Below are 21,334 nucleotides of genomic sequence, written 5' to 3' on the forward strand. Positions count from 1 at the left end.
CTGGCCCCCGGCCCCCGGGGGGGGGGCCCCCCCCGGGGCCCCCCCCGGGGGGGGCGGGGGGGGGGGGGGGCCCCCCCCCCCCCCCCACCCCCGTTGCCGGATCGGGAGTACGTGCCACTGCGGCGGTAGCTCTGTCGGGTGGCCGACAACAGGCGCGAGGGGCTGTGGAAAACCCGTCAAATCCTGTGGATAGCGCTGGACAGCGGCCTGACCGCCTGTGGACAACGATCGACTGAACGCGAAGATGTGGTCACGATTCGTGACCATGAGCCGCACCGTACTGCCCCGCCCCACCCTGCTGCCCGGCCTCAACCGGCTCTGGCGGGACCGGCACACCCTCCAACTCGGCGTCGGCCCTGGGCCGGCCGCCCTACTGGAGTTGGCCAACCCTCGCGCCGCTCGCCTGCTCGACCTGCTCGACGGCACCCGCAGCGAACGGACCGTGCTGACCCAGGCGGCGTCCGCCCAGGTCAGCGCCGACGACGCGCGTACCCTGCTCGACACCCTGCGGGCCGCCGGCCTGTTGGTGCCCGCGCACAGCCTGCTCCCCCGCGACCTGACCGGCCCGGTCCGTGCCCGGCTCGCGGCGGAGGCCGGTGCGCTGGCCCTGGCCGCCGCCCGACTTCCCGGCACTCCCGCGCAGGTCCTGCGTAGGCGACGGGCGGCCCGCGTCCTGCTCACCGGCGCCGGAGCGCTCGGCGGGCCGCTGACGGTGGCGTTGGCCCAGTCCGGCGTGGGGCAGGTGATTCCCCAGCTCACCGGCCCGGTACGCCCCGTCGACCTGATCGGCACGGGCATCCCCGCCGCCGAACTGGGTCGGCCGCTGGCGCCGGCGGTGCGAGCTGCGGTCAACCGCGTCGCACCGGGCACCGGCACCCGCCCGAGCCGCGCCGGGCGGATCGACCTGGTGATCCAGCTCGGCACGGACCGGCCTCCGGCGCTGCTCGCCGCCGGTCTCGCCCAGCGCCGGCAGCCGCACCTGCTGGTCACACTGCGGGAGGGCGTACCGGTGATCGGGCCGTTGGTCCGCCCACCCGCCGGGCCCTGCCTGCACTGCGTCGAGCTGCACCGGGCCGACCGCGACCCGGACTGGCCCCGGCTCGCCGCGCAACTCGCCGCCGCCGACCCGGTGGCCGCCGCAACGACCGGCACGCTGCTCGTCGCCTGCGGGTACGCCCTGGCCGAGGCGCTGACGCAGCTGGACGGCGGCCAGCCGGAGACGCTGGGCAGTGCCATGGAGATCACCGGTGCCGGCCGCTTCCGTCGACGAGGTTGGCCGCCACACCCGGCGTGTGAGTGCTCGCGAGGCCGAGTGTCCGCACCAGCCCGGCCGCAGAGCAGCAACGGGGCCCTCCGGTCGGTAACAATGACCGTGTGACCGACATCCCGCGCCGCGCCGTGTCCCGCACCGCCAAGCTCGCCGCCCTGCCGCTCGGCTTCGCCGGCCGGACCGTTCTCGGGATGGGAAAGCGCGTCACCGGGCTGGCCTCTGACGTGATCTCCGCGGAGATTCAGCAGCGCACCGCCGAGCAGCTGTTCAGCGTGTTGGGCCAGCTCAAGGGCGGGGCGATGAAGTTCGGCCAGGCGCTGTCGGTCTTCGAGGCGGCACTGCCGGAGGAGATCGCCGCCCCCTACCGGCAGGCGCTGACGAAACTGCAGGAGGCGGCGCCACCGCTGCCGGCCGCCAGCGTGCACAAGGTGCTGGCCGAGCAGCTCGGCCCCGACTGGCGGGACCTGTTCGTCGAGTTCAACGACGTCCCGGCCGCCGCCGCCAGCATCGGCCAGGTGCACCGGGCGCGCTGGCGCGAGCCGGGCTTCGACGCGTCGGGCGCACCGCACAGCCGGGACGTGGCGGTCAAGATCCAGTATCCGGGGGCCGGCGACGCCCTGCTCGCCGACCTCAAGCAGCTGTCCCGCCTGGGCGGGATGTTCCGGGCCATCCAGCCCGGCCTGGACGTCAAGCCACTCCTGGCCGAGTTGCGCGAACGGATCACCGAGGAGTTGGACTACGAGTTGGAGGCCGAGTCGCAGCGCACCTTCGCCGCCGCGTACGCCGACGACCCGGAGATCTTCATCCCGGAAGTGGTCAACGCCTCGCCCCGGGTGCTGGTCACCGAATGGGTGACGGGCACTCCGCTGGCCGACATCATCCGCGAGGGTACCGAGGAGGAGCGGGACGAAGCGGGTCGGTTGATGGCCACCCTGCACCTCTCCGCGCCGCAGCGGGCTGGGCTGCTGCACGCCGATCCGCACCCGGGAAACTTCCGGATGCTGCCCGACGGTCGGCTCGGGGTGATCGACTTCGGTGCGGTGGCCCGGATGCCGGAGGGCACCCCGGAGCCGATCGGTCGTATCGCCGCGACGGCCCTGCGCGGCGACGCCGACGAGGTCGTGGCGGGGCTGCGGTCGGAGGGGTTCATCGGCTCGGCCGAGGAGATCGACGCCGAGGGGGTGCTCGACTTCATCCGACCCATGTTGGAGCCCATCGCGGCGGACGGCTTCCGGTTCACCCGGGCCTGGCTACGGGCCGAGGCGGGACGACTGGCCAGCCCTCGCTCCCCCACGTACCAGCTGAGCAAGCGGCTCAACCTGCCCCCCTCGTACCTGCTGATCCACCGGGTGACGCTCGGGTCGATCGGGGTGCTCTGCCAGTTGGAGGCGAAAGCCCCCTACCGGAGCATCCTGGAGCGCTGGCTGCCCGGCTTCGCCCCGGTCGCCTGACCACGTCGAGACCCGGGCGCCTGACCACATGGGGAAGGGCGGGTGCCGGTCGGCACCCGCCCTTCTGCGTGGGGTGGTACTAGAGAACGCCCAGGTCGCGAGCCGCCTGGTTGCGGCTGGTCATGGCGACGGTACGGGCGGATCGGGCTGCCTCAGTGCTCGTGGTGGTACGACCGGCCTGAGGCCGGCGCATTCGAGCCCGGGTCAACGCTTCGTGGAGTAGTTGCATCTCGAAGGCTCCACTCGGAACGTTCAACATCGTTTTCTCACTCACTGCCGGTGTGCCACCGGCGTAGTTGGAACGGGTCGGGAACATGTCAGGCTGCCAGCCGGACCGCGCCACGCACCTCGGACAGCCCACTGGCCGCCAGGCGCGCCTCGGCCTCGACCCGAAGCTCGGCGTCACGGGCGACGTCCTCCTTACGCGGACGGCCACGGGGCCGCTTACGCGGGACAACCGCGCCACGCTCGAAGATCTCGCCGCCCCAGACGCCCCACGGCTCCGCTCGCTCAACGGCTCCGGCCAGGCACTCGACACGCAGCGGGCAGTCCCCGCAGAGTGACTTGGCCAGCTCGAGCTCGGTGGGCGAGTCGGAGAACCACAGGTCGGGGTCGAACTTCCGGCAGGGCAGGTTCGCCTCCATCTCGACGCTCATGTCGAGTGGGGCCAACGCCAGACTCATCTCCCGGTCACCTCTCTCTCACTTCGATCTCGTGGATCGCATTCCGACGTACTTACGGCGGGCAAAAAACTGAGGCCGCGGATCCCGGTAAGCGGGTTCCGCGGCCTCGAGGTGAGCCGGAGTCTGATGGTCAGACCGGTTTACCTCGAGGTGGAACGCCGCGGACATCCATGCGCTTCTTGGCGACCTGGATGCCATTGCCCGTGAAGCCACTGGTCCCCTCGACTCCAGCGGGCGCGACGGTCAGGATCAGCTCGGCCTGAACCTGGTGCACCTGTGGAACCGACGGTCGTGCAGCCGCAAGGGCCACCCGGACAGCCGACAGCGGAGCGCAGACAGACGGCATCGCCGCCAGACGCTCATAGGTGAAGATCTTCACGGTGCCACCTCCCTCACGTTCCTCGAATCGACTGGACCGACCTCGTGAGCAGCCGGAATGGCGCCGCTCGCGTGGTGTGTTCTGAGGCTATTCCTCGCGCCGGGGCGAGGGCAAACGAATTTACGACGAGATTTCGAAAGTTTTCTCCGGGCAGACATCGTCCACCCCGGCACCGGCCACGAGGGCCAGCACCGACTCCCCGTAGAGGCCGAGCTTGCGAGGGCCGATACCGGCGATGGCGATCAACTCCTCCGACCGGCCCGGTCGTCGCTCGGCCAACGCGATCAGCGTCGCGTCGGTGAAGACCACGTAGGCCGGGACCTTCTGCGCGCCGGCCACCCGCTGCCGCCACTCACGCAGCCGTTCGTGCAGCTCATCGTCTATGTCGGACGGGCAGGTGGGGCAGCGGCCGAGCTTGCGGTCCGGGCCGGCGAGCAGGGTGGCGCCGCAGATCCGGCAGGAGACGATCTGGGTTCGCCGTCGCTCGGGACGGCGGGCCGGACCGGCGCCGCCGGTCGCCCGTTCGGTGCCGCCGGAGCGGTCCAGTTGGGGCAGGAACCGCGACGGGCGCCGGGCCCGTCCGCCCGGCGAGCGTGCGGCGGCGTACGACAGCCAGAGCCACTCCCGGGCGCGGGTGATCCCGACGTAGAGCAGCCGGCGCTCCTCCTCGACCTGCTCGACGGTCTTGGCGTACGTGGTGGGCAGGGTGCCCTCGGCGAGGCCGACCAGGAAGACGGCGTCCCACTCCAACCCCTTGGCCGAGTGCAGGGACGCCAGCGTCACGCCGTCCACCGTCGGCACGTGCTGCTGGGCGGCCCGGCGCGCCAACTCCTCGGTGAAGTCGGTGAGGGTGACCGGGCGCTCCACCGAGGCGGCCTCGCCGATCGGCACGACCTCGGGGGTGGCCGCGTACTCCTCAGCGAGCTGGACCAGCGCGGACAGCGCCTCCCATCGCTCGCGGGCCGCGCCGCCGGCCGGGGGCGCGTCCGGGGCCCAGCCGACGGCGGTGAGCGCCTCGACGACGGCGGCCGGCAGCGGTGTCTCGCCCGGGATCGAGCGGGTGGCGGCACGCAGCGCGACCATCGCCTGGCGCACCTCGGTCCGTTCGAAGAACCGCTCTGCGCCCTGCACGACGTACGGCACCGCGGCCTCGGTGAGCGCCTTCTCGTACGCCTCAGACTGCGCGTTGACGCGGAACAGCACGGCGATCTCCTTCGCCGGCGTGCCCGCGTCGATCAGTGACCGGCAGCGCGCGGCCACCGCGTTCGCCTCGGCCGGCTCGTCGGTGAAGATCCGCAGGTCCGGCTCGGGGCCGGGTGGGCGTTGCCCGCTCAGCTCCAGCCGCAGGCGCGCCTCGGTGCCCCGGGCCTGAGAGATCACCGCGTTGGCCAGCCCGACCACCTGCGGGGTGGAGCGGTAGTCGCGGACCAGCCGCACCACTGTGGCATTGCGGTGCCGGCGGGGAAAGTCGACCAGGTACGCCGAGGTCGCCCCGGTGAACGAGTAGATCGTCTGGCTGGCGTCGCCGACCACGGTCAGGTCGTTGCGGCCGGCCAGCCAGGCGTCCAGCAACCGCTGCTGGAGTGGGTTGACGTCCTGGTACTCGTCGACCACGAAGTGCCGGTACTGGCTGCGGATCTGCTCGCCGACGTCCGGGTGTTCCTCGATGCCCCACACCGCGGCCCGCAGCATGTCCTCGAAGTCGATCACGCCGTTCGACCGTTTGAGCTGCTCGTACGCGGTGAACACGTCGGCGACCTTCGTCGGCTCGTGCGGTGTGTCGCGCAGTGCCCGGGCCGCGGCCACCACGTAGTCCGTCGGCTCGACCAGCGACGACTTCGCCCACTCGATCTCGCCGGCCAGGTCGCGGGCGGCTGCCCGGTCGGTACGCAGGCCGACCCGGGCGGCGGCGAGGGTGACCAGTCGTACCTTGCTGTCCAGCAGTTCGGGCATGGCGCGGCCGGCCAGCAGCCGGGGCGCGAAGTACCGCACCTGGCGCAGCGCGGCGGCGTGGAAGGTCCGCGCCTGGACACCTTGCGCCCCGAGCAGGGTGAGACGGTGTCGCATCTCGGCGGCGGCGCGGGCGGTGAAGGTGACCGCGAGCACGTGCCGGGGGGAGATCTCCCCGGAGAGCGCCCGGTGGGCGATTCGGGAGGTGATCGCCCGGGTCTTGCCGGTGCCGGCGCCGGCCAGGATGCAGACCGGGCCGGCAGGTGCGGTCACGGCGGAGCGTTGCTCCGGGTCCAGCCCGGCGAGCACCTGTTCCGACCCTGAGTGAACCACCACAACCAGGAATCATCTCAGCTCCTCCCAGCGTTGCAGCGAACAGCCTCGGCTTGATCCGCAAGCCGCGGCCGGAGGAGTTGGAGGATCCGAGGATGCTGACGATGTATTCCACCCCCTGGTGCGGCTACTGCCACCGGCTGAAGTCGCAGCTCGACCGGGAGGGCATCGGGTACGAGGTGGTCGACATCGAGCAGGACCCGAAGGCCGCGGAGTTCGTGATGGGCGTCAACGGCGGCAATCAGACGGTGCCGACGCTGCGCTTCGCCGACGGAAGTGCCCTGACGAATCCCTCGATCACCCAGGTGAAGCAGCACCTGGAGACGCTCAACGCCTGATCTTCCGGTTCGTTCGCGACGAGCGGCCGCCCCACCCGGGGCGGTCGCTCGTCGTGTTCGGGAACGGGTGGCCACGGTCGGTGGGTGCCGAAAGCCCCTGTCGGTCGGCGTCCTCGGTCGGTCGGCGAGGTGTCGGGAGCGTCGGGCGGGTGGCGTCCTCGGCCGGTCGGCGAGGTGCCGGGAGCGTCGGGCGGGTGGGCGGCGTCGGCGGGCGGGCCCCGGCCGGCGCGCTCAGGTGCCGGCCCCGCCACAGGTAGCTGCCGGCGGCCAGGGTGGCCACCCCGACCAGCGCGAACATCAGCCGGTAGTCCAGGAACCCGACCAGCAGGGCACCCGCCCCGACAGAGACCGCCTGCGGCCCGCTGACCACCGCCTGGGTGGCCGCGGCGACCCGGCCGACCAGCGAAGGCGGCGTGCGGCGCTGAATCAGGGTGTGCAGACCCACCATCGTCAGCGGGAGCGAGACCCCGGCCAGCAGCACCGCCGCGAACCCGAGCCGCAGATCGGGGAACGCGAGCGCGAGCGCGGCCGGAGAGAAGAAGGCAACCCCGGCGGCCAGGGTGCCGACCTCTCCGAGCCGACGGACCAGCGTCGGTGAGCAGAGTCCACCGAGCAACCCACCGACGCCCTGCACGGTGACCAGCACCCCCACGAACGCGGCATCCCGGTTCAGCCCCTGGTCGACGTAGGCGAAGATGAGCGACTCGCTGAAGCCCATCACCAGTGACCCGAGCCCGTAGCCGAGCAGGGCCCGCCGCAGGGCCGGCTCGCCGGCCAGGTGCCGCAGACCGGCGCCCAGTTCGGCCGGCCACCGCAGCCGTACGGCCGGTGGCAGCTGTTGCGGGGTGGGCAGCGCGGTAACCACCGCCGCCGCGGTCAGAAATCCGACCATGCCGATTCCGGCCAGCGCCCACCCGCCGAGCGCCGCGTAGAGCGCCGCGCCCACCAGCGGGCCGACCAGTCGGATCCCCTGGCGTACGGTCTGCAGCACGCCGTTCGCGTCGGCCAGCAGTTCGACAGGCACCATCTCGCGGATGAGCCCGCTGAGCGCCGCGCCGAGCGTGATGGACGAGAGTCCGTACAGGGCGGCCACCAGATAGACGACCCAGACGTCGCCCGCGTCGCGGACGGTGAACAAAGGTGCGAGCAGAGCTGCGGTCAGCACGTTCGCGGCCACGAAGAACGGTCGGCGCGGGTAGCGGTCGACGACCCAGCCGACCAGCGGTGCCAGCGTCATCGGCGCGATGACCGCGAAGATCGTGGCACCGGCCAACCCGTTCGAGCCAGTCAGATCCTTGACCCAGATGGCGAGTGCGAGCAGCAGGATCGACTCGGCGGTCATGCTGGCCAGCAGGCCGCCGAAGAGCAGGCGGAAGTCGGGTCGGCGCAGGATCGTGCGCATGGGTCCCTCCGGCGGGATGGCTGCCCAGGTGGGCGAGGTCGACGGGCCGCGACCGCGGGTCCGTCCTCATCCGGCATTCCCGTGGTGCGATTTTCGCAAGACACGCCCTCGCCGGAACCTCCGACACCGGTCGCGCCGTCCATACTGACCGTGGGGGGCGAATTTCATACAGTTACCGTCGCGTCTGCGGCGGTCGACGGGAAAGAGGACACTGTGCCTCCTGCCGCACCCAGCCCGATCCTGCGTCGTCGCCGGTTGGGCATCGAGCTGCGTCGCCTACGTGAGGCCGCGGGCCTCACCGGCGATCAGGTCATCGAGCGTATCGGTTGGGCCTCCGCGTCCAAACTGTCCCGCTTGGAGAACGGCCGCAGCCGACCGGACCCGCAGGACGTCGGCGACCTGCTCGACCTCTACGGCACCGACCAGGCGCTGCACGACGAGCTGCTGGGCATCACCAACGAGGCCGGCGACATGCGCGGCTGGTTGAAGAACTTCCCGGTGATGACGCAGCAACAGCGCGGCTGGGCCGAGTTGGAGGCGGGCTGCGCGGAGATCTCCGAGTACAACCCGGTGCTGGTGCCGGGCCTGTTGCAGACCCCCGGGTACGCCCAGCTCCGGATCGTGTCTGCCCGGCAGGTCAACGCGGGCGCGGGCGAGCCGGAGCCCGGCGACGAGCCGGATACCGAGGTGCAGGCGCGGCTGGCCCGTCAGTCGCTGCTGACCCGCGAGCCGCACGCTCCCCGCTACACCGCCGTGTTGGAGGAGGCGGCTCTCGGCCGCCGGGCCGGGCCACCGGAGGTGCTGCACGAACAGCTGCTCCAGCTCTGCGAGTTGGCGCTGCTGCCCAACGTGGCCCTGCACGTGCTGCCCCGGGACACCCAGATCGGCAATTGGTACCTTCCGCCGACCGCCTTCTCGGTCTATCGGTTCGCCGATCCCCTCGATCCGGAGACATTGGCCATCGAAGGTGGCTTCACCGACGTCATGTCGACCGAGTCAATCACGCTAAATCGCTATAAAGTGGTGTTCGAGTGGCTATGCACGGCGGCACTTGACGCCTCGGACACCCTCTCCTGGCTGATCGAGGCGACGGGACGGCTGACCGAGGCGACGCCCCCATCCACAGTGGCGTTCGGGCCGGCAACGGCGCCGACCCAACGCCGCCGGGAATCGGGGCGACTGACGGACCGGTGATCCACGGGGGACCCTCCGTCGGGACGTGCGGCACCACTCGTCCCATTGGATCGCTGCACATCAGGAGCAGAACCATGAACGAAGTCCGCAACACGCCGTCCGTCTCCGCCCACTCGTTGGCGGACGCCCCGTGGCGTACCAGCACACGCAGCCAGACCTCCAACTGCGTGGAGGTCGCCCCGCTGACCACCGGACCGTCGGCGGTCGCCCTGCGCGACAGCAAGGACCGGGGCGGCCCGGTGCTGCTGTTCAACCGCACGGGATGGCTCGGTTTCATCACCGGGGCGAAGAAGGGCCAGTTCGATCTGAACTGATTCGGTGACCGGTACGGGGGCCGTCGGCGCACTGCCGGCGGCCCCGTCGCGTCGTACCCGCCGGCTCGGTCGCTCGGCGACCCTGCGGCTCGGTCGCTCGGCGACCCTGCGGCTCGGTCGCTCGGCGACCCCGACTCGGTCCCATTGCGACCCGGCGACCCCGCTGAGCAGCCATCCGCCGATCGGACGAGGCTCGAAACCGATAGGCGCGTTTCAGTTGCTGGGATGAACACGGGGCGTAACATGACCCTCGAGCACGTGGAACTTCCACACTGGTTCATCCGTCGCGGTTCATCCGGAGACCCTCATGCGGTTCCTGATCGTTCGCACCGACATCCGCGCCGTCGCTGACGGGGACATCGCCGCCGCCTGGGCGGACGGCCACAGACTTCGCGACGAGACGACCACGCCCGAGCCGCGCCGGCAGATCGTGCACGCCGAGGACCGGGACGCCGCGCTGCTGCTGGCCCGCGCCCTGGCCACCGTCGGCGCGGTCCGCGCCGGCAAGCAGCGGGTGAAGGTCCTCCCGCTGATCGAGTCACGGCCTGCCTTCCGACACAGACCGGGCCACACCGGCACCTGATTACACAGGTCGTCCGTCGTGGTCGGACCGGCTCCCCCGCCGCGTTACTCGCACCCGCCGACCACGACGGCCCGTGTTCCCGGCCCGTGACCGCCGCGGCAACGGCGGCCACGGGCCGGGACCGTGCTCAGCGGTCGGCGTCCACCCAGCCGTCCAGCCAGCGGTGAATGAGGAACAGCGCGATCGACGACGGAGGCGGCAGAATCAGCCGGGCACCGTCGCCCACGTCCACCGTCTGCCCGGCCAACGCCGCCCCGATCTCCCGACGGGAGAACCACCGGGCGTACGCGATCTCGGACGGGTCGACCCGCACCGGCTCGGCCGGGTTCGCGGTGGCCAGGAAGCCCAGCATCAGCGAGCCGGGGAACGGCCAGGCCTGACTGCCCACGTACCCGATGCGCTCGACCCCGATGCCCACCTCCTCGCGGACCTCGCGCAGCACGGCCGCCTCCGCCGACTCCCCCGGCTCCACGTAGCCGGCCAGGCAGGAGTAGCGGCGACCACCCGGGGTGCCCTGCCAGCCGGCGTTGTTGCCGAGTAGGCAGCGACCGTCCGGGCCGTCCACACCATCGTGCACGAGGACGATCATCGCCGGGTCGGTACGCGGCCAGATCCGCCCACCATTGCGGTCCACCCGCGACCAACCCGCCTCGTCCATTGCGGTCGGCGCGCCGGTGCTCGTCGAATAACCGTGTCGGGTGTGCCAGTTGACCAGCGCCAACGCGGTGGTGAAGATGCCGGCCTCCCGGTCGGCGAGCAGGTGACCCACCTCCCGGAGGTGGACCGCCCGGGTCCCCGGGATCGCCGGCAGAGGCGCGTCGACCGCGAAGACCGGCACCCCGTCCGGCTCGACACCCAGGAACATCGCCATCGACTCTGACCCGGCGGGTACCTCAGCCGCCCCGAACAGCACCAACGTCGGAGGCGACGTCTCGGTGCGGGCCAGCGTCCGACCCTCGTCGGTCGAGTCGAGCAGCAGCACCCGGGCGCGCAACCACGCCTCGGTCAACCACTGCGAGTCACCCCGCCGGTGCGCGGCCCGATCCAGCGTGGACCGCGCCAACGGCGGCGCCGCCTCCCCGCTCACGCCGGCGCCCCGCTTCGCTGCACGCCGCCGTGAGACGGCCCGCTGCTGAACCCCATGGCTCGCTCACTCCGCTCGCTCACGCCTCTTGCTCGGTCTGAACCGCGGTCAGCGCGGCCAGCCCCGGGGTGACCCGCTCCGCGTCGCCGAGCACCACGATCGCCGCCCGAGCCGGGGCCAGGTAGCGGGCCGCCGCCTGCGCGACGTCGTCGATGCTCGCCTTCGCCAACCTCCCCGCGTACTCGGCGAGGAAGTCCAGGCGCAGACCGTTGCCGGCGTACGCGCTGGTCAACGCCGCCAACCCGGCCTGGGTGGACATGCCGAGCTGGAGGGTGCCCAGGGCGTACTGCCGGGCCTGTTCCAACTCCTCGGGCTTCGGTGGGAGCGACGCCAACCGACCCAGCTCGTACGTCGTCTCCAGCAGCGCCGGGCCGGTGACCTCGGTGGCCACGTCGGCGGCGGCGACCAGCACCGACCCCGCGACGGAGTGCTCGATCACCGAATGCGGGCCGTAGGTGTAGCCCTTGTCCTCACGGATGTTCTCCACCCACCGGGAGGAGAAGTAGCCGCCGAAGATCAGGTTGGCCAGTTGCAGCGGGGCGTGGTCCGGGTCGGTGCGCGACACCGCCGGCAGCGCGATCCGCAGCGAGGACTGCACCGAGCCCGGCCGGTCGACCAGCAGCAGGGGCCCCGGCTCCAGCGGCGGGGTCGCCGGCAGTTCGGCCACACGCCCGGCACCCGACCAGCCGCCGAGCGCCCGCTCGGCCGCGTCCAGTGCCTTCTCCGGCTGCACGTCACCGACCAGCACCAACTGCGCACCGGTCGGGTGGACCCGCTCCGCGTGCAGGGTGCGCAGCGCCGCCGGTCGGACGGCACGGATCTGACCGGGCTCCGGCGTCTGCGTCGCGTACGGGTGCCGGCCGTAGATCCGCTTGAGCAGCGCCTCCCGGGCCAGGTGCGAAGGCTGGCTCTGCGCCACCTGGATCCGGTCGACCAGCCGGTCCCGTTCGGTGGCCACCTCGTCACTGGGGTAGCTGGCGCCGGTGAGCACCTCGGCGAGCAACTCCAGCATCCGGTCCAGACCGGTGACCAGGCCGGCGCCGGAGAGCATCAGCCGGTCCGGGTCGACGCCCGCGGAGAGCCCGCCGCCCACCTTCTGCAACTCGGCGGCGATCTGCACGCTGGTCATCGACTCGGTGCCGGAGAGCATGGTCTGCGAGAGCATCGCGCCGCGGGCCAGGTGGACCCGGCCGAACGGCACCCAGAGCCGCAGTTCGACAAGGGGTACGGCGGGCCGGCGTACGGCGATCACGGTGAGCCCGTTGCGCAGTGTGCGCTCGGCCTGCTTGGGCACCTTGAGCTTGCGGGTCGGCCCGAGCGGCGGCAGCGTACGCGGGCCGGCAGGAGAAGTAGCGGTACTCACTGTGTCACCTTCGTTCGCGACTGTGGGGCTCGCAGAACCGGCTCACTCCTCGCGCTCACCGGGCCACAATTCGTTCGCGACTGCGGGGCTCGCAAAACCGGCTCACTCCTCGCGCTCACCGGGCCACAATTCGTTCGCGACTGCGGGGCTCGCAGAACCGGCTCACTCCTCGCGCTCACCGGGCGCCTCCGGCGATGACCTCGATGGCGGCCCGACGCTCCGGGCGCAGGGTGGCCGCGGCGGCCCGGACCTGCTCCTCGGTGACCTCGCCGACCAGCCGGGGCAGTTCGTTGAGCAGACCTGGTTCGCCGCGTTGCTGCTCCAGCACTGCCATCCGCAGCGCCCGACCGAGCACCGCGTCGGTGTCGCGCAGCAGATGGGTCGCCATCCGGGCCTGGGTGCGGGCCAGCTCACCGTCGGTCAGCCCGTCGGTGGCCAGCCGGTCCAGTTCCTCGTCGATGGTGCGCAGCACCTTGTCCACATCGCCACCGGGCGGCAGGTGCGCCTGCAACAGCAGCGCGGTGGGGTCGCGGACGTCGAACGGGTCGCCCATGAAACCGAGGTATCCGCCGAGGCTGGTCACCGTGCGGTCCCGCTGCACCAGCCGTTCGACCAGCCGCGACGCGTCGCCGTCGGTGAGGACCTCGGCCAGCACCACGTACGGCAGATAGCCGGCGAAGTCGGTGACCGGGTCGGGCACGCGCCAGGCGCCGGCCACCGCCGGCAGCGGCGCCAGGGCATCGGTGTACGAGGTGCGCCGCTCGGCGCTCAGGTCGGGCTCGGTGAAGTCGGGCCGTTGCGGTGCCGGCCGGGCCGGCACGTCACCGAAGTGCCGGGTGACCAGCTCGGTCGCCTCGGCCACGTCGATGTCGCCGCTGACGGCCAGCACGGCGTTGCCGCTGGCGTAGTAGCGGCGGAAGAAGTCCGCGGCGTCGGCGACGGTCGCGGACTCCAGGTCGTCGAAGGAGCCGTAGCCGTCGTGGGCGTTCGGGAAGGTGTCGAACATGACCGGCGGCAGGGTGAGCCAGGGGAAGCCACCGTACGGCCGGTTGAGGACGTTGACCCGGATCTCCTCCTTGACCACGTCGACCTGGTTGCGCAGGTTCTCCTCGGTCAGCCGGGGGCCCCGCATCCGGTCCGCCTCCAGGAACAGCGCGCGCTCCAGCGCGTTGCTCGGCAGCGTCTCGAAGTAGTCGGTGTAGTCCAGGTGGGTGGAGCCGTTGAAGGTGCCTCCCGCGCCCTGCACGTGCCGGAAGTGGGCCAGCTTCTCCAGGTTCTCCGAGCCCTGGAACATCAGGTGCTCGAAGAGGTGGGCGAAGCCGGTACGCCCCTCCGGCTCCGAGCGGATGCCGACGTCGTAGACCACCGCCACCCCGATCACCGGGGCACTGCGATCGGGGGTGAGCACCACCCGCAGGCCGTTGTCGAGGGTGAACCGCTCGACCGGATACTTCGTCGCTGGAATTCTGGATCTCCGCGCCGCCACGGAGTCGACCCTAGCGCGTCGACACCTCCGCCACCCGCGACCTTCCCGGAGCCGCCGCGACCGGGGCCGCCACCAGGGGCAGCACCTCGACGCCGACCCGCTCGGCCTCCTCACGGTGCGGCCAGCCGGAGAGGATGAACTCGTCCACGCCGAGCGCGGCGTACTCGTCGATGCGGGCCGCGACCTCGGCGTAGCTTCCGACCAGCGCGGTGCCGGCGCCCTCGCGGACCAGGCCGACGCCGGCCCAGAGGTTCGGTGCGACGGTGAGCCCGTCGGTGCGGCCGGCGTTCAGCGCGGCCATCCGGGTCTGACCCACCGAGTCCATCCGGCGGAACCGGGCCTGGGCGGCGGCGATCCGCTCCGGGCTCATCCCGGCCAGCAGTCGGTCCGCCTCGGCCCACGCCTCCGCGCTGGTTGGCCGGGCGATGACGTGCAGCCGGAGGCCCGTGCGCAGGGTGCGGCCCTGCTCGGCGGCGAGCGCCCGGACCCGGGTGACCCGGGCCGCGATCGACGTCGGTGGTTCACCCCACATCAGGTACACGTCGGCCTGTCGGGCGGCCACCGTCTCGGCAGCCGGGGACGCGCCGCCGAAGTAGACCGGCGGCGGTGTGGCGAGTGGGGTGGCGAGGCCGCCGCCGTCGACCCGGTAGTGCTTTCCGGCGTAGTCGAACGGCCCGCCGGCCCAGGCGCGGCGAAGCACCTCGACGAACTCGCCGGTGCGCGCGTAGCGGTCGTCGTGCCCGAGGAAGTCGCCGTACGCCCGCTGCTCGGCCGGGTCGCCCCCGGTCACGATGTTGAGCGACAGCCGGCCACCCGAGACGGCCTGGAACGCCTCGGCCTGCTGGGCGATCAGGGTGGGCAGCGCGAAACCGGCCCGGACCGCGACCAGCATGCCGAGCCGATCGGTGTGCTGGGCGACCGCCGCGCAGACGATCCACGGGTCGGGGCAGCCGGCGCCCACCGGGGTGAGAACGGCGGTGAACCCGTGCGTCTCGGCGGCCCGGCCGACCTCGGCCAGGTAGGCCACCGTCGCGGCCCGGCCGTGCCTCGCGGCGCCCGCGGTGACGGTGGCGGCACCGACCTGGTCGCCGTCGCCGGAGGTGGGCAGGAACCAGTGGAAGGTCATCGTGAAGTCGCCTCTCTGCCGGTGACCGAATGCCGATTACCCTAGCAAGCTGGTAGGAAATACCGACATAACTGAGACGCGCCATCCCGCCATGTGGATGGGCCTTGACGCTGACGGCAGTTTGGCCGGCCGGAGCCACTCCGGAAGAAGGTAGCTGCGGACTGTGGCGCCAACCATGCCGCCGGTGGTTCCACCGGCGGCATGGCACATTACGCGGTGATCGTGATCAGGGTCAGAGGCCGAATACCTCCCAATTCCCCTTGGACTCTGCCCGCGCCCGTAGCAGGCCCTTCACGGAGCCGCTCCAGTCCACCTCCGCCGAGACATATTTGTTGTTGGCCTGCGAACTCAGGACATAGTGCCAGCCGTTGCCGATGTTTTCCTTCGACAGCCTCTCCCACGGCCCCACGGCGCTCGCCCGAGCGCGGAGCACACCGTTGTAGGTAGGGTGGCTGAGTTCCACCGAAACGTAGAGCCCGGTGTGGTTGGACTGAATGGTGAAGTAGTTCGTGTGCTTGCAGAGTGTGAACTTCTCCCACGGCCCCGCCTTGTCTGCTCGGGCGCGGAGGAAGCCATACATGTTGCCGCTCGCCGAGTACTCTGCGCTGACGAGCTTGCCGTTTGCCAGCGACGCGAACGTGAACTGATTGTTGCACTCCGCGGCTTGAGCCGGTGCGGCGGTTACCAGGACACCCGTCGTAATCGTTGTGAGCGCGACCGCAAACAGCGCCAGCCGGCGCCGAAGTTTTTGCGGAACCATTCTGCACCTCCCCGTTTCGACACATACTGCTTCCAGTTGCGAGTCAGCATCGACGTGATCAGGATCAAGCGACTCAAGTGCTGAACATATTCATGAGCTTTCCCCCGAACCAGAGATGTCGAGAAAACTTGAGCATTCCTTGCGGCTACCCTCCGAACGAGTTCCGTCTATTCAGGTGAAAAGACTCGTCGATCGGAGCGGGCACCTTCCTCCGTTGGGGCATCCACCCAGGTCGCGAGGCTGAGGCCGCGCGAGGCGGTCGGCTGCCCAAATCCTGGACAGGGGTTGACGAGAGTCCAGCCGTAGGCAACTCTTCCTACCAACTAAGTAGGAATACTGCGGATTGGATGAACGATGAGACGGCTCCCCCTGCGCCGGTTGGTCACCCTGGCCACCCTCGCCGTGGTCGGCGCGGCGACCCTGGGCAGCACCGCCGCGTGCGGCGACGACAGTGAGGGCGCGGGCGGCAGCTCCGGCCCGGTGACGCTGCGACTCGGCTACTTCCCCAACATCACCCACGCGCCGGCGGTCGTCGGCGTGGAGAAGGGCATCTTCGCGGAGAAGCTCGGCGCCGACGTCAAGCTGGACCCGAAGACCTTCAACGCCGGCCCGGCCGCTATCGAGGCGGTCTTCTCCGGCGCGCTGGACGCCACCTACATCGGTCCGAACCCGACGGTGAACGCCTTCTCCAAGTCCAAGGGTGAGGCCGTCCGGGTCGTCTCCGGCGCGGCCTCCGGTGGCGTGGCGCTGGTGGTCAAGGCCGGCATTACGGATGCGCAAGGCCTGAAGGGCAAGAAGATCGCCACCCCGCAGCTGGGCAACACCCAGGACGTGGCGATCCGCTACTGGCTCAAGCAGCAGGGTCTGAAGACCACCAAGGAGGGTGGCGGCGACGTCAAGATCGTGCCGCAGGAGAACGCCCAGACTGTCGAAACGTTCAGCAGCGGCGCGATCGACGGGGCCTGGGTGCCCGAGCCGTTCGTCTCCCGCCTGGTCAACGCCGGCGGAAAGGTGCTGGTCGACGAGCGCGACCTGTGGCCGGACAAGAAGTTCGTCATCACCAACCTGCTGGTCAGCACCAAGTTCCTCAAGGCGCACCCGGACGTGGTGCAGAAGCTCGTCGACGGCCAGGTGGCGGCGAACGAGTTCGTCAACACCAAGCCGGAGGAGGCGCAGCAGGCCATCTCCGACGCGATCGGCAAGATCACCGGAAAGCCGCTGGACCTGAAGCTGATCAAGCAGGCGTGGCCGACGTTGGAGTTCACCAACGACCCGATCTCGTCCTCCCTCAAGGCCGGGCTCGACCACGCCGTCGACGTGGAACTGACCGAGCCGGTGGACCTCAAGGGCCTGTACGACCTGAAGTACCTCAACAACGCGCTCAAGGCGCAGGGCAAGCCCGAGGTCGTTCAGCCATGACGTCGACCACGACGACGCCGGGGAGCGCGACCACCGCGGTCGCGCTCTCCGGCGTGACCAAGGTGTACGGGCGCGGGTCGAACGCCGTCCTGGCCCTGGACGGTGTGTCGCTGGACGTCGCGCCCGGCGAGTTCGTCTGCCTGGTCGGTGCGTCCGGCTGCGGCAAGAGCACGCTGCTCAACCTGGTCGCTGGGCTGGACCAGCCCAGCGGCGGGCAAATAGCCCTGGCTGGCGACGCCAACCCGGGCCTGATGTTCCAGGAGCCGGCGCTGTTTCCGTGGCTGACCGTCGACGGCAACGTTGAGGTGCCCCTGAAGCTGCGCCGGCTGCCGCGGGCCGAGCGGCGCCAGCGGGTGGCCGAACTGCTCCGGACGGTGCACCTGGCCGACTTCGGCCGCAAGCGCCCGCACGAGCTCTCCGGGGGAATGCGGCAGCGGGTCGCGCTGGCCCGCACGCTGGCCCTGGACACCCCGGTGCTGCTTATGGACGAACCATTCGGCGCGCTGGACGCGATGACCCGGGACATCCTGCACGACGAGTTGGAACGCATCTGGTCCGAGCGCAAGCTCTCGGTGCTCTTCGTGACGCACAACGTCCGCGAGGCCGCCCGGCTGGCCGACCGGATCATCCTGCTCTCCAGCCGGCCGGGTCGGATCATCTACTCCACCGAGGTGAACATCCCGCGCCCTCGTCGGATCGACTCCCCCGAGGTCGCCGCCATCGCCGCCGACGTCACCGAGCGGCTCCGGACGGAGGTAGGCCGCCATGGCCAATGACACCCTCAGCGGCACGGCGCGTACCGACGCTGAAATCACCGGCCTCGACGCGTTGGAGATCGCCGGCCGGGACAAGGAGATCTCCCGGGGCGCCCGGATCTGGGCCGCCACCTGGCCCAAGGTGGCGGCGCTGGCCATCGCCATCGGGATCTGGCAGGTCGTCTTCTGGACCGGTTGGAAGGAGCCGTGGGCCCTGCCCGCCCCGGGCCCGGTCTTCAGCGACCTCGCTGACTACGCCCTGAGTTCGGCGCTCTGGGACGGGCTGGCCACCACCGCTCGTCGCGCGGTGGTCGGCTTCGCCGCCGCGGTGACAGTCGGGTTGCTGCTCGGCCTCGGCGTCTCCCGGTCGAAGATTCTCCGGGCCGCCATCGGCTCGATGATCACGGCGTTGCAGACGATGCCGTCGATTGCCTGGTTCCCCCTGGCCATCCTGCTGTTCCAGCTCAGCGAACAGGCGATCTTCTTCGTGGTGGTGCTCGGTGCGGCACCGTCCATCGCCAATGGGGTGATCCACGGCGTGGACTATGTTCCACCGTTACTGAAGCGAGCCGGTCGCAACCTGGGTGCCCAGGGGCTCAATCTCTACCGGTACGTGATCGCACCGGCCGCGCTGCCGGCGATCGTCGCCGGGCTCAAGCAGGGCTGGGCCTTCGCCTGGCGAAGCCTGATGGCCGGTGAACTGCTGGTGGTCATCGCATCTCGGACCTCGATCGGCGCCCAGCTCACCTACGCCCGTGACTTCTCGGACGCGGAGCGGCTGATGGCCATCATGATCGTCATCCTGGTTGTCGGTCTGGTCGTGGACGCCGCTTTCGGTGCCGCGGACAAGGCGATCCGGCGCCGCTGGGGCGTACTGGACCAGGCTGGTCAGTGACGTGTTCGTCTCCGCGCGCAGCGACTACGCGCTCCGGGCGATGCTCGCCGTCGCCGCCGCCGCCAGTGGTGGTGGCGACGGCGACAGGGGCGGCGAGTTGGTGAAGGCGGCCAGCTTGGCGGAGGTGCAGGACATCCCGCTCAGCTTCCTGCAGAGCATCCTGCTCGACCTGCGCCGGGCCGGTCTGCTGCACAGCCATCGCGGCGCCGACGGCGGGTACGCGCTGACCCGCCCACCCGACGAGATCACCGTCGGAGACGTGCTGCGCGCGGTCGGCGGCTCGCTCACCACCGTGCGTGGCCTGCCGGCCGAGCGGGCCGGATATCACGGGGTGGCCGCCGGGCTCACCGACGTCTGGCTGGCGGTGCACGGTGCGATCGCCACTGTGGTCGACAGCACCACCCTGGCCAACCTGCTCGCCCACGCCCCCACGACGAGATGAGCCCCGGCAACACGCCCCCGCTCCGCGATCTTGCACTTACTGTCCCGACATAATTGACTTTCCGATCCATATGCACCGCTGAAAGTGCAAGATCGACGCTGGGCGGGGGAGGGTGCCAAGGCGATGTGGTCGGGCCGGTGCCCCGCCGGCCCGACCACACCTCGTACCGATCCTGACCGGGCCTGCCCCTCCGCCGGCACCGGTAGGCCGGTCGCTGCTCAGCCCACGTGTGCGGTCGCCGTGCCGAGGCCCGGGTCGCCAGGACTGTGCAGCTCCACCAGACCGGCGGGAGCGTTACCCGCCGGGGTGGCATGCCAGGGAGCGAAGGCCGCAACCATGGCGAGCAACAACCCGGCGAGCGCGACCGCGACCACCAGGATCAGTTCACGCAGTGCGCCCGAGCCGGCTTCGCCCGCCATGGTCACCCCTCCCGTGCCGGGCCCCCCGCCCGACTTCCCCCGTCGGTCAGCCTCGACCACGAACGGCCGTGGCGCAGTCGGCCAGCCGACCCAGCAGAGGCTGATTACCGACTCAGCAGAGTGAGCCACCTGGCGAGGCCGGCTGACCGGTCGGGCCGCACGGACAGCCGACCGGCCCGGAACACCTCGCAGACAAAACCGACCCGCCCCGCCGAAGCGGGACGGGTCGGTCGACGCGCAGAAGATCAGACGGTACGCGGGCGACGCGGGCGACGGGACCGGCCCGACGCGCGGTGCGCCGGCCGGGCGCCACCATCGGTGGACGCGCCACCGGAGGTACGGGACCGAGAGGCCGGCGCCGGCGGAGCGACGATCGTCACCGGCACACCGGACGGCTCGCGGGCACCGGTCACCCGGGCCAGCGCTCCGTCACCCAGGCGCACCTGGACCGACTCGGGCCGGATACCGGCGGTGGCCATCAGCCGGGACACGTCACGGCGCTGCTCCGGCAGGACCAGGGTGACCACGGAACCGGACTCGCCGGCCCGGGCGGTACGGCCGCCCCGGTGCAGGTAGTCCTTCGCCTCGGTCGGCGGGTCCACGTTGACCACCATGTCCAGGCCGTCCACGTGGATGCCACGGGCCGCCACGTCGGTGGCGACCAGTGCGGTCACCTGACCGTTGCGGAACTGCTCCAGGATCCGGGTGCGCTGCGGCTGGGACTTGCCACCGTGCAGCGCGGCTGCGCGTACGCCCTTGGAGAGCAGCTGGCGGGCCAGCCGGTCGGCGCGGTGCTTGGTGCCCATGAACAGGATGGTGCGACCCTCACGGGCGGCGATCCGGGTCAGCGCATCGGGCTTGTCCAGCGCGTCGACGTGCAGCACGTGGTGGGTCATCGCGGTGACCGTCGCGGTGCCCGGGTCGACCGAGTGGGTGACCGGGTTGCTCAGGAAGCGGCGGACCAGCCGGTCCACGCCACCGTCCAGGGTGGCGGAGAAGAGCATCCGCTGCCCCTGCGGCGCGACCTGCTCCAGCAGCTTGGTGACCTGCGGCAGGAAGCCCATGTCGGCCATCTGGTCGGCCTCGTCCAGGACGGTGATCTCGACCTGGTCGAGCCGGGCATCGCCACGGTTGATCAGGTCGTGCAGCCGGCCGGGGGTGGCGACAACCACCTCGGCGCCGGCGCGCAGAGCGTCCGCCTGCCGCTGCAACGACAGACCGCCGACGACTGTGGCGCAGCGCAGCCCGACGGCACGGGCGTACGGGGAGAGTGCGGTGGTGACCTGCTGGGCCAGTTCGCGGGTCGGCACCAACACCAGGGCGAGCGGGCGACCCGGCCGGGCCTTACGGCCGGCGGTGCGGGACAGCAGCGGAAGCCCGAAAGCGAGGGTCTTGCCGGAGCCGGTACGACCCCGGCCCAGCACGTCCCGGCCGGCGAGCGAGTCGGGCAGCGTCGCCGTCTGGATCGGGAACGGCTCGGTGATGCCCTGCGCGGTCAGCGCGGTGAGCAGCGCCGGTGCCAGACCGGTATGAGCGAACGACGGAATAACTGTGGTCATGCGGAAGCCTTCCTCGACGCGGAACGTGTCGAGGGAGGGCGCCGAAGTCGGCGCTGTCAACCGGCGGCG

The 21,334-nt window shown here is 71.1% G+C and carries 20 protein-coding genes and 1 pseudogene; 10 read left to right on the forward strand and 11 right to left on the reverse strand.

What is annotated here, in order from left to right:
* The first annotated feature begins 265 nt into the window (after positions 1-265).
* Both ACFYP0_RS22600 and ACFYP0_RS22605 read left to right on the forward strand, forming a co-directional pair.
* On the forward strand, positions 266-1,378 hold the full coding sequence (locus ACFYP0_RS22600) for a TOMM precursor leader peptide-binding protein (RefSeq protein WP_357007851.1): 1,113 nt from the start codon (positions 266-268) through the stop codon (positions 1,376-1,378).
* Complete coding sequence (locus ACFYP0_RS22605; protein ID WP_355494544.1) at positions 1,375-2,721, forward strand: ABC1 kinase family protein; 1,347 nt, start codon at positions 1,375-1,377, stop codon at positions 2,719-2,721. Before ACFYP0_RS22600 ends, ACFYP0_RS22605 begins: the two co-directional genes overlap by 4 nt.
* A 317-nt stretch (positions 2,722-3,038) precedes the next feature.
* Here the strand turns inward: ACFYP0_RS22605 and ACFYP0_RS22610 are convergent, their stop codons facing one another.
* The 3 genes from ACFYP0_RS22610 to ACFYP0_RS22620 all read right to left on the reverse strand — a co-directional run bounded on the left by ACFYP0_RS22610 (position 3,039) and on the right by ACFYP0_RS22620 (position 6,069).
* Entirely contained in the window at positions 3,039-3,404 is a 366-nt protein-coding gene (locus ACFYP0_RS22610; RefSeq protein ID WP_030490434.1) for a WhiB family transcriptional regulator, read from the reverse strand.
* 130 nt (positions 3,405-3,534) lie between these two features.
* Complete coding sequence (locus tag ACFYP0_RS22615) at positions 3,535-3,750, reverse strand: hypothetical protein (protein ID WP_181518366.1); 216 nt, start codon at positions 3,748-3,750, stop codon at positions 3,535-3,537.
* A gap of 153 nt (positions 3,751-3,903) precedes the next feature.
* The gene (locus ACFYP0_RS22620) at positions 3,904-6,069 is read right to left on the reverse strand and encodes an ATP-dependent DNA helicase UvrD2 (protein ID WP_124853459.1); all 2,166 of its coding nucleotides are present in this window, start codon (positions 6,067-6,069) and stop codon (positions 3,904-3,906) included.
* Positions 6,070-6,161: 92 nt separating this feature from the next.
* Here ACFYP0_RS22620 and ACFYP0_RS22625 point away from each other — a divergent pair, with 92 nt between their 5' ends.
* Positions 6,162-6,404 (forward strand): mycoredoxin, encoded by a 243-nt coding sequence (locus ACFYP0_RS22625; protein WP_124853460.1) that lies wholly within the window; start codon positions 6,162-6,164, stop codon positions 6,402-6,404.
* 184 nt (positions 6,405-6,588) lie between these two features.
* Here ACFYP0_RS22625 and ACFYP0_RS22630 read toward each other — a convergent pair.
* A pseudogene (locus ACFYP0_RS22630) lies at positions 6,589-7,806 on the reverse strand (MFS transporter); the annotation flags it as partial.
* A gap of 213 nt (positions 7,807-8,019) precedes the next feature.
* Between ACFYP0_RS22630 and ACFYP0_RS22635 the strand changes: the two are divergent.
* From ACFYP0_RS22635 to ACFYP0_RS22645, 3 genes are all read left to right on the forward strand, one after another.
* A complete protein-coding gene (locus tag ACFYP0_RS22635) occupies positions 8,020-9,000 on the forward strand; it encodes a helix-turn-helix domain-containing protein (protein WP_355494545.1) in 981 nt (326 codons plus the stop codon).
* Positions 9,001-9,074: 74 nt separating this feature from the next.
* On the forward strand, positions 9,075-9,314 hold the full coding sequence (locus tag ACFYP0_RS22640; RefSeq protein WP_355494546.1) for a DUF397 domain-containing protein: 240 nt from the start codon (positions 9,075-9,077) through the stop codon (positions 9,312-9,314).
* Between the two features lie 307 nt (positions 9,315-9,621).
* Positions 9,622-9,897 (forward strand): hypothetical protein, encoded by a 276-nt coding sequence (locus ACFYP0_RS22645; RefSeq protein WP_124858125.1) that lies wholly within the window; start codon positions 9,622-9,624, stop codon positions 9,895-9,897.
* A gap of 127 nt (positions 9,898-10,024) precedes the next feature.
* Here the strand turns inward: ACFYP0_RS22645 and nudC are convergent, their stop codons facing one another.
* From nudC to ACFYP0_RS22670, 5 genes are all read right to left on the reverse strand, one after another.
* Positions 10,025-10,984, reverse strand: a complete 960-nt coding sequence (gene nudC / locus ACFYP0_RS22650) for an NAD(+) diphosphatase (RefSeq protein ID WP_386997487.1) — start codon at positions 10,982-10,984, stop codon at positions 10,025-10,027.
* A 76-nt stretch (positions 10,985-11,060) separates the two neighbouring features.
* The gene (locus ACFYP0_RS22655) at positions 11,061-12,404 is read right to left on the reverse strand and encodes a M16 family metallopeptidase (protein ID WP_386997489.1); all 1,344 of its coding nucleotides are present in this window, start codon (positions 12,402-12,404) and stop codon (positions 11,061-11,063) included.
* A gap of 175 nt (positions 12,405-12,579) precedes the next feature.
* The gene (locus ACFYP0_RS22660; protein WP_238662768.1) at positions 12,580-13,890 is read right to left on the reverse strand and encodes a M16 family metallopeptidase; all 1,311 of its coding nucleotides are present in this window, start codon (positions 13,888-13,890) and stop codon (positions 12,580-12,582) included.
* Positions 13,891-13,900: 10 nt separating this feature from the next.
* Positions 13,901-15,016: an LLM class flavin-dependent oxidoreductase gene (locus ACFYP0_RS22665; protein WP_356976783.1), complete on the reverse strand. Its 1,116-nt coding sequence runs from the start codon at positions 15,014-15,016 to the stop codon at positions 13,901-13,903.
* A 232-nt stretch (positions 15,017-15,248) separates the two neighbouring features.
* Positions 15,249-15,776 carry a fascin domain-containing protein gene (locus tag ACFYP0_RS22670; RefSeq protein ID WP_355494549.1) on the reverse strand — a complete coding sequence of 176 codons (528 nt, stop codon included), beginning with the start codon at positions 15,774-15,776 and terminating at the stop codon, positions 15,249-15,251.
* Positions 15,777-16,130: 354 nt separating this feature from the next.
* Here ACFYP0_RS22670 and ACFYP0_RS22675 point away from each other — a divergent pair, with 354 nt between their 5' ends.
* From ACFYP0_RS22675 to ACFYP0_RS22690, 4 genes are read left to right on the forward strand one after another with little or no spacing between them, the layout of a single operon-like run.
* Positions 16,131-17,195 (forward strand): ABC transporter substrate-binding protein, encoded by a 1,065-nt coding sequence (locus ACFYP0_RS22675; RefSeq protein WP_355494550.1) that lies wholly within the window; start codon positions 16,131-16,133, stop codon positions 17,193-17,195.
* Positions 17,192-17,971, forward strand: coding sequence for an ABC transporter ATP-binding protein (locus ACFYP0_RS22680; protein ID WP_355494551.1), 780 nt, complete (start codon positions 17,192-17,194; stop codon positions 17,969-17,971). The genes ACFYP0_RS22675 and ACFYP0_RS22680 overlap by 4 nt, the downstream gene beginning before the upstream one ends.
* Positions 17,961-18,845, forward strand: coding sequence for an ABC transporter permease (locus tag ACFYP0_RS22685; RefSeq protein WP_355494552.1), 885 nt, complete (start codon positions 17,961-17,963; stop codon positions 18,843-18,845). Before ACFYP0_RS22680 ends, ACFYP0_RS22685 begins: the two co-directional genes overlap by 11 nt.
* A 1-nt stretch (position 18,846) precedes the next feature.
* Positions 18,847-19,287 carry an RrF2 family transcriptional regulator gene (locus ACFYP0_RS22690; protein ID WP_355494553.1) on the forward strand — a complete coding sequence of 147 codons (441 nt, stop codon included), beginning with the start codon at positions 18,847-18,849 and terminating at the stop codon, positions 19,285-19,287.
* A gap of 218 nt (positions 19,288-19,505) precedes the next feature.
* Here ACFYP0_RS22690 and ACFYP0_RS22695 read toward each other — a convergent pair whose 3' ends face one another.
* Together ACFYP0_RS22695 and ACFYP0_RS22700 are read right to left on the reverse strand one after the other, a co-directional pair.
* Positions 19,506-19,706: a hypothetical protein gene (locus ACFYP0_RS22695; RefSeq protein ID WP_124858103.1), complete on the reverse strand. Its 201-nt coding sequence runs from the start codon at positions 19,704-19,706 to the stop codon at positions 19,506-19,508.
* A 245-nt stretch (positions 19,707-19,951) separates the two neighbouring features.
* Positions 19,952-21,265 carry a DEAD/DEAH box helicase gene (locus ACFYP0_RS22700; RefSeq protein ID WP_357007888.1) on the reverse strand — a complete coding sequence of 438 codons (1,314 nt, stop codon included), beginning with the start codon at positions 21,263-21,265 and terminating at the stop codon, positions 19,952-19,954.
* Positions 21,266-21,334 lie beyond the last annotated feature (69 nt).

The sequence above is a fragment of the Micromonospora arida genome, from assembly GCF_042873195.1.
In the GTDB taxonomy this organism is placed as follows: Bacteria; Actinomycetota; Actinomycetes; order Mycobacteriales; family Micromonosporaceae; genus Micromonospora; species Micromonospora arida.

Excerpts from the sequence above, each read along its gene's own strand:
- ACFYP0_RS22600 (WP_357007851.1), top strand. The coding sequence starts at position 266 with ATGAGCCGCACCGTACTGCCCCGCCCCACCCTGCTGCCCGGCCTCAAC.
- ACFYP0_RS22610 (WP_030490434.1), bottom strand. The coding sequence starts at position 3,404 with ATGAGTCTGGCGTTGGCCCCACTCGACATGAGCGTCGAGATGGAGGCG.
- ACFYP0_RS22615 (WP_181518366.1), bottom strand. The coding sequence starts at position 3,750 with ATGCCGTCTGTCTGCGCTCCGCTGTCGGCTGTCCGGGTGGCCCTTGCG.
- ACFYP0_RS22625 (WP_124853460.1), top strand. The coding sequence starts at position 6,162 with ATGCTGACGATGTATTCCACCCCCTGGTGCGGCTACTGCCACCGGCTG.
- ACFYP0_RS22640 (WP_355494546.1), top strand. The coding sequence starts at position 9,075 with ATGAACGAAGTCCGCAACACGCCGTCCGTCTCCGCCCACTCGTTGGCG.
- ACFYP0_RS22645 (WP_124858125.1), top strand. The coding sequence starts at position 9,622 with ATGCGGTTCCTGATCGTTCGCACCGACATCCGCGCCGTCGCTGACGGG.
- ACFYP0_RS22665 (WP_356976783.1), bottom strand. The coding sequence starts at position 15,016 with ATGACCTTCCACTGGTTCCTGCCCACCTCCGGCGACGGCGACCAGGTC.
- ACFYP0_RS22670 (WP_355494549.1), bottom strand. The coding sequence starts at position 15,776 with ATGGTTCCGCAAAAACTTCGGCGCCGGCTGGCGCTGTTTGCGGTCGCG.
- ACFYP0_RS22675 (WP_355494550.1), top strand. The coding sequence starts at position 16,131 with ATGAGACGGCTCCCCCTGCGCCGGTTGGTCACCCTGGCCACCCTCGCC.
- ACFYP0_RS22680 (WP_355494551.1), top strand. The coding sequence starts at position 17,192 with ATGACGTCGACCACGACGACGCCGGGGAGCGCGACCACCGCGGTCGCG.
- ACFYP0_RS22685 (WP_355494552.1), top strand. The coding sequence starts at position 17,961 with ATGGCCAATGACACCCTCAGCGGCACGGCGCGTACCGACGCTGAAATC.
- ACFYP0_RS22695 (WP_124858103.1), bottom strand. The coding sequence starts at position 19,706 with ATGGCGGGCGAAGCCGGCTCGGGCGCACTGCGTGAACTGATCCTGGTG.
- ACFYP0_RS22700 (WP_357007888.1), bottom strand. The coding sequence starts at position 21,265 with ATGACCACAGTTATTCCGTCGTTCGCTCATACCGGTCTGGCACCGGCG.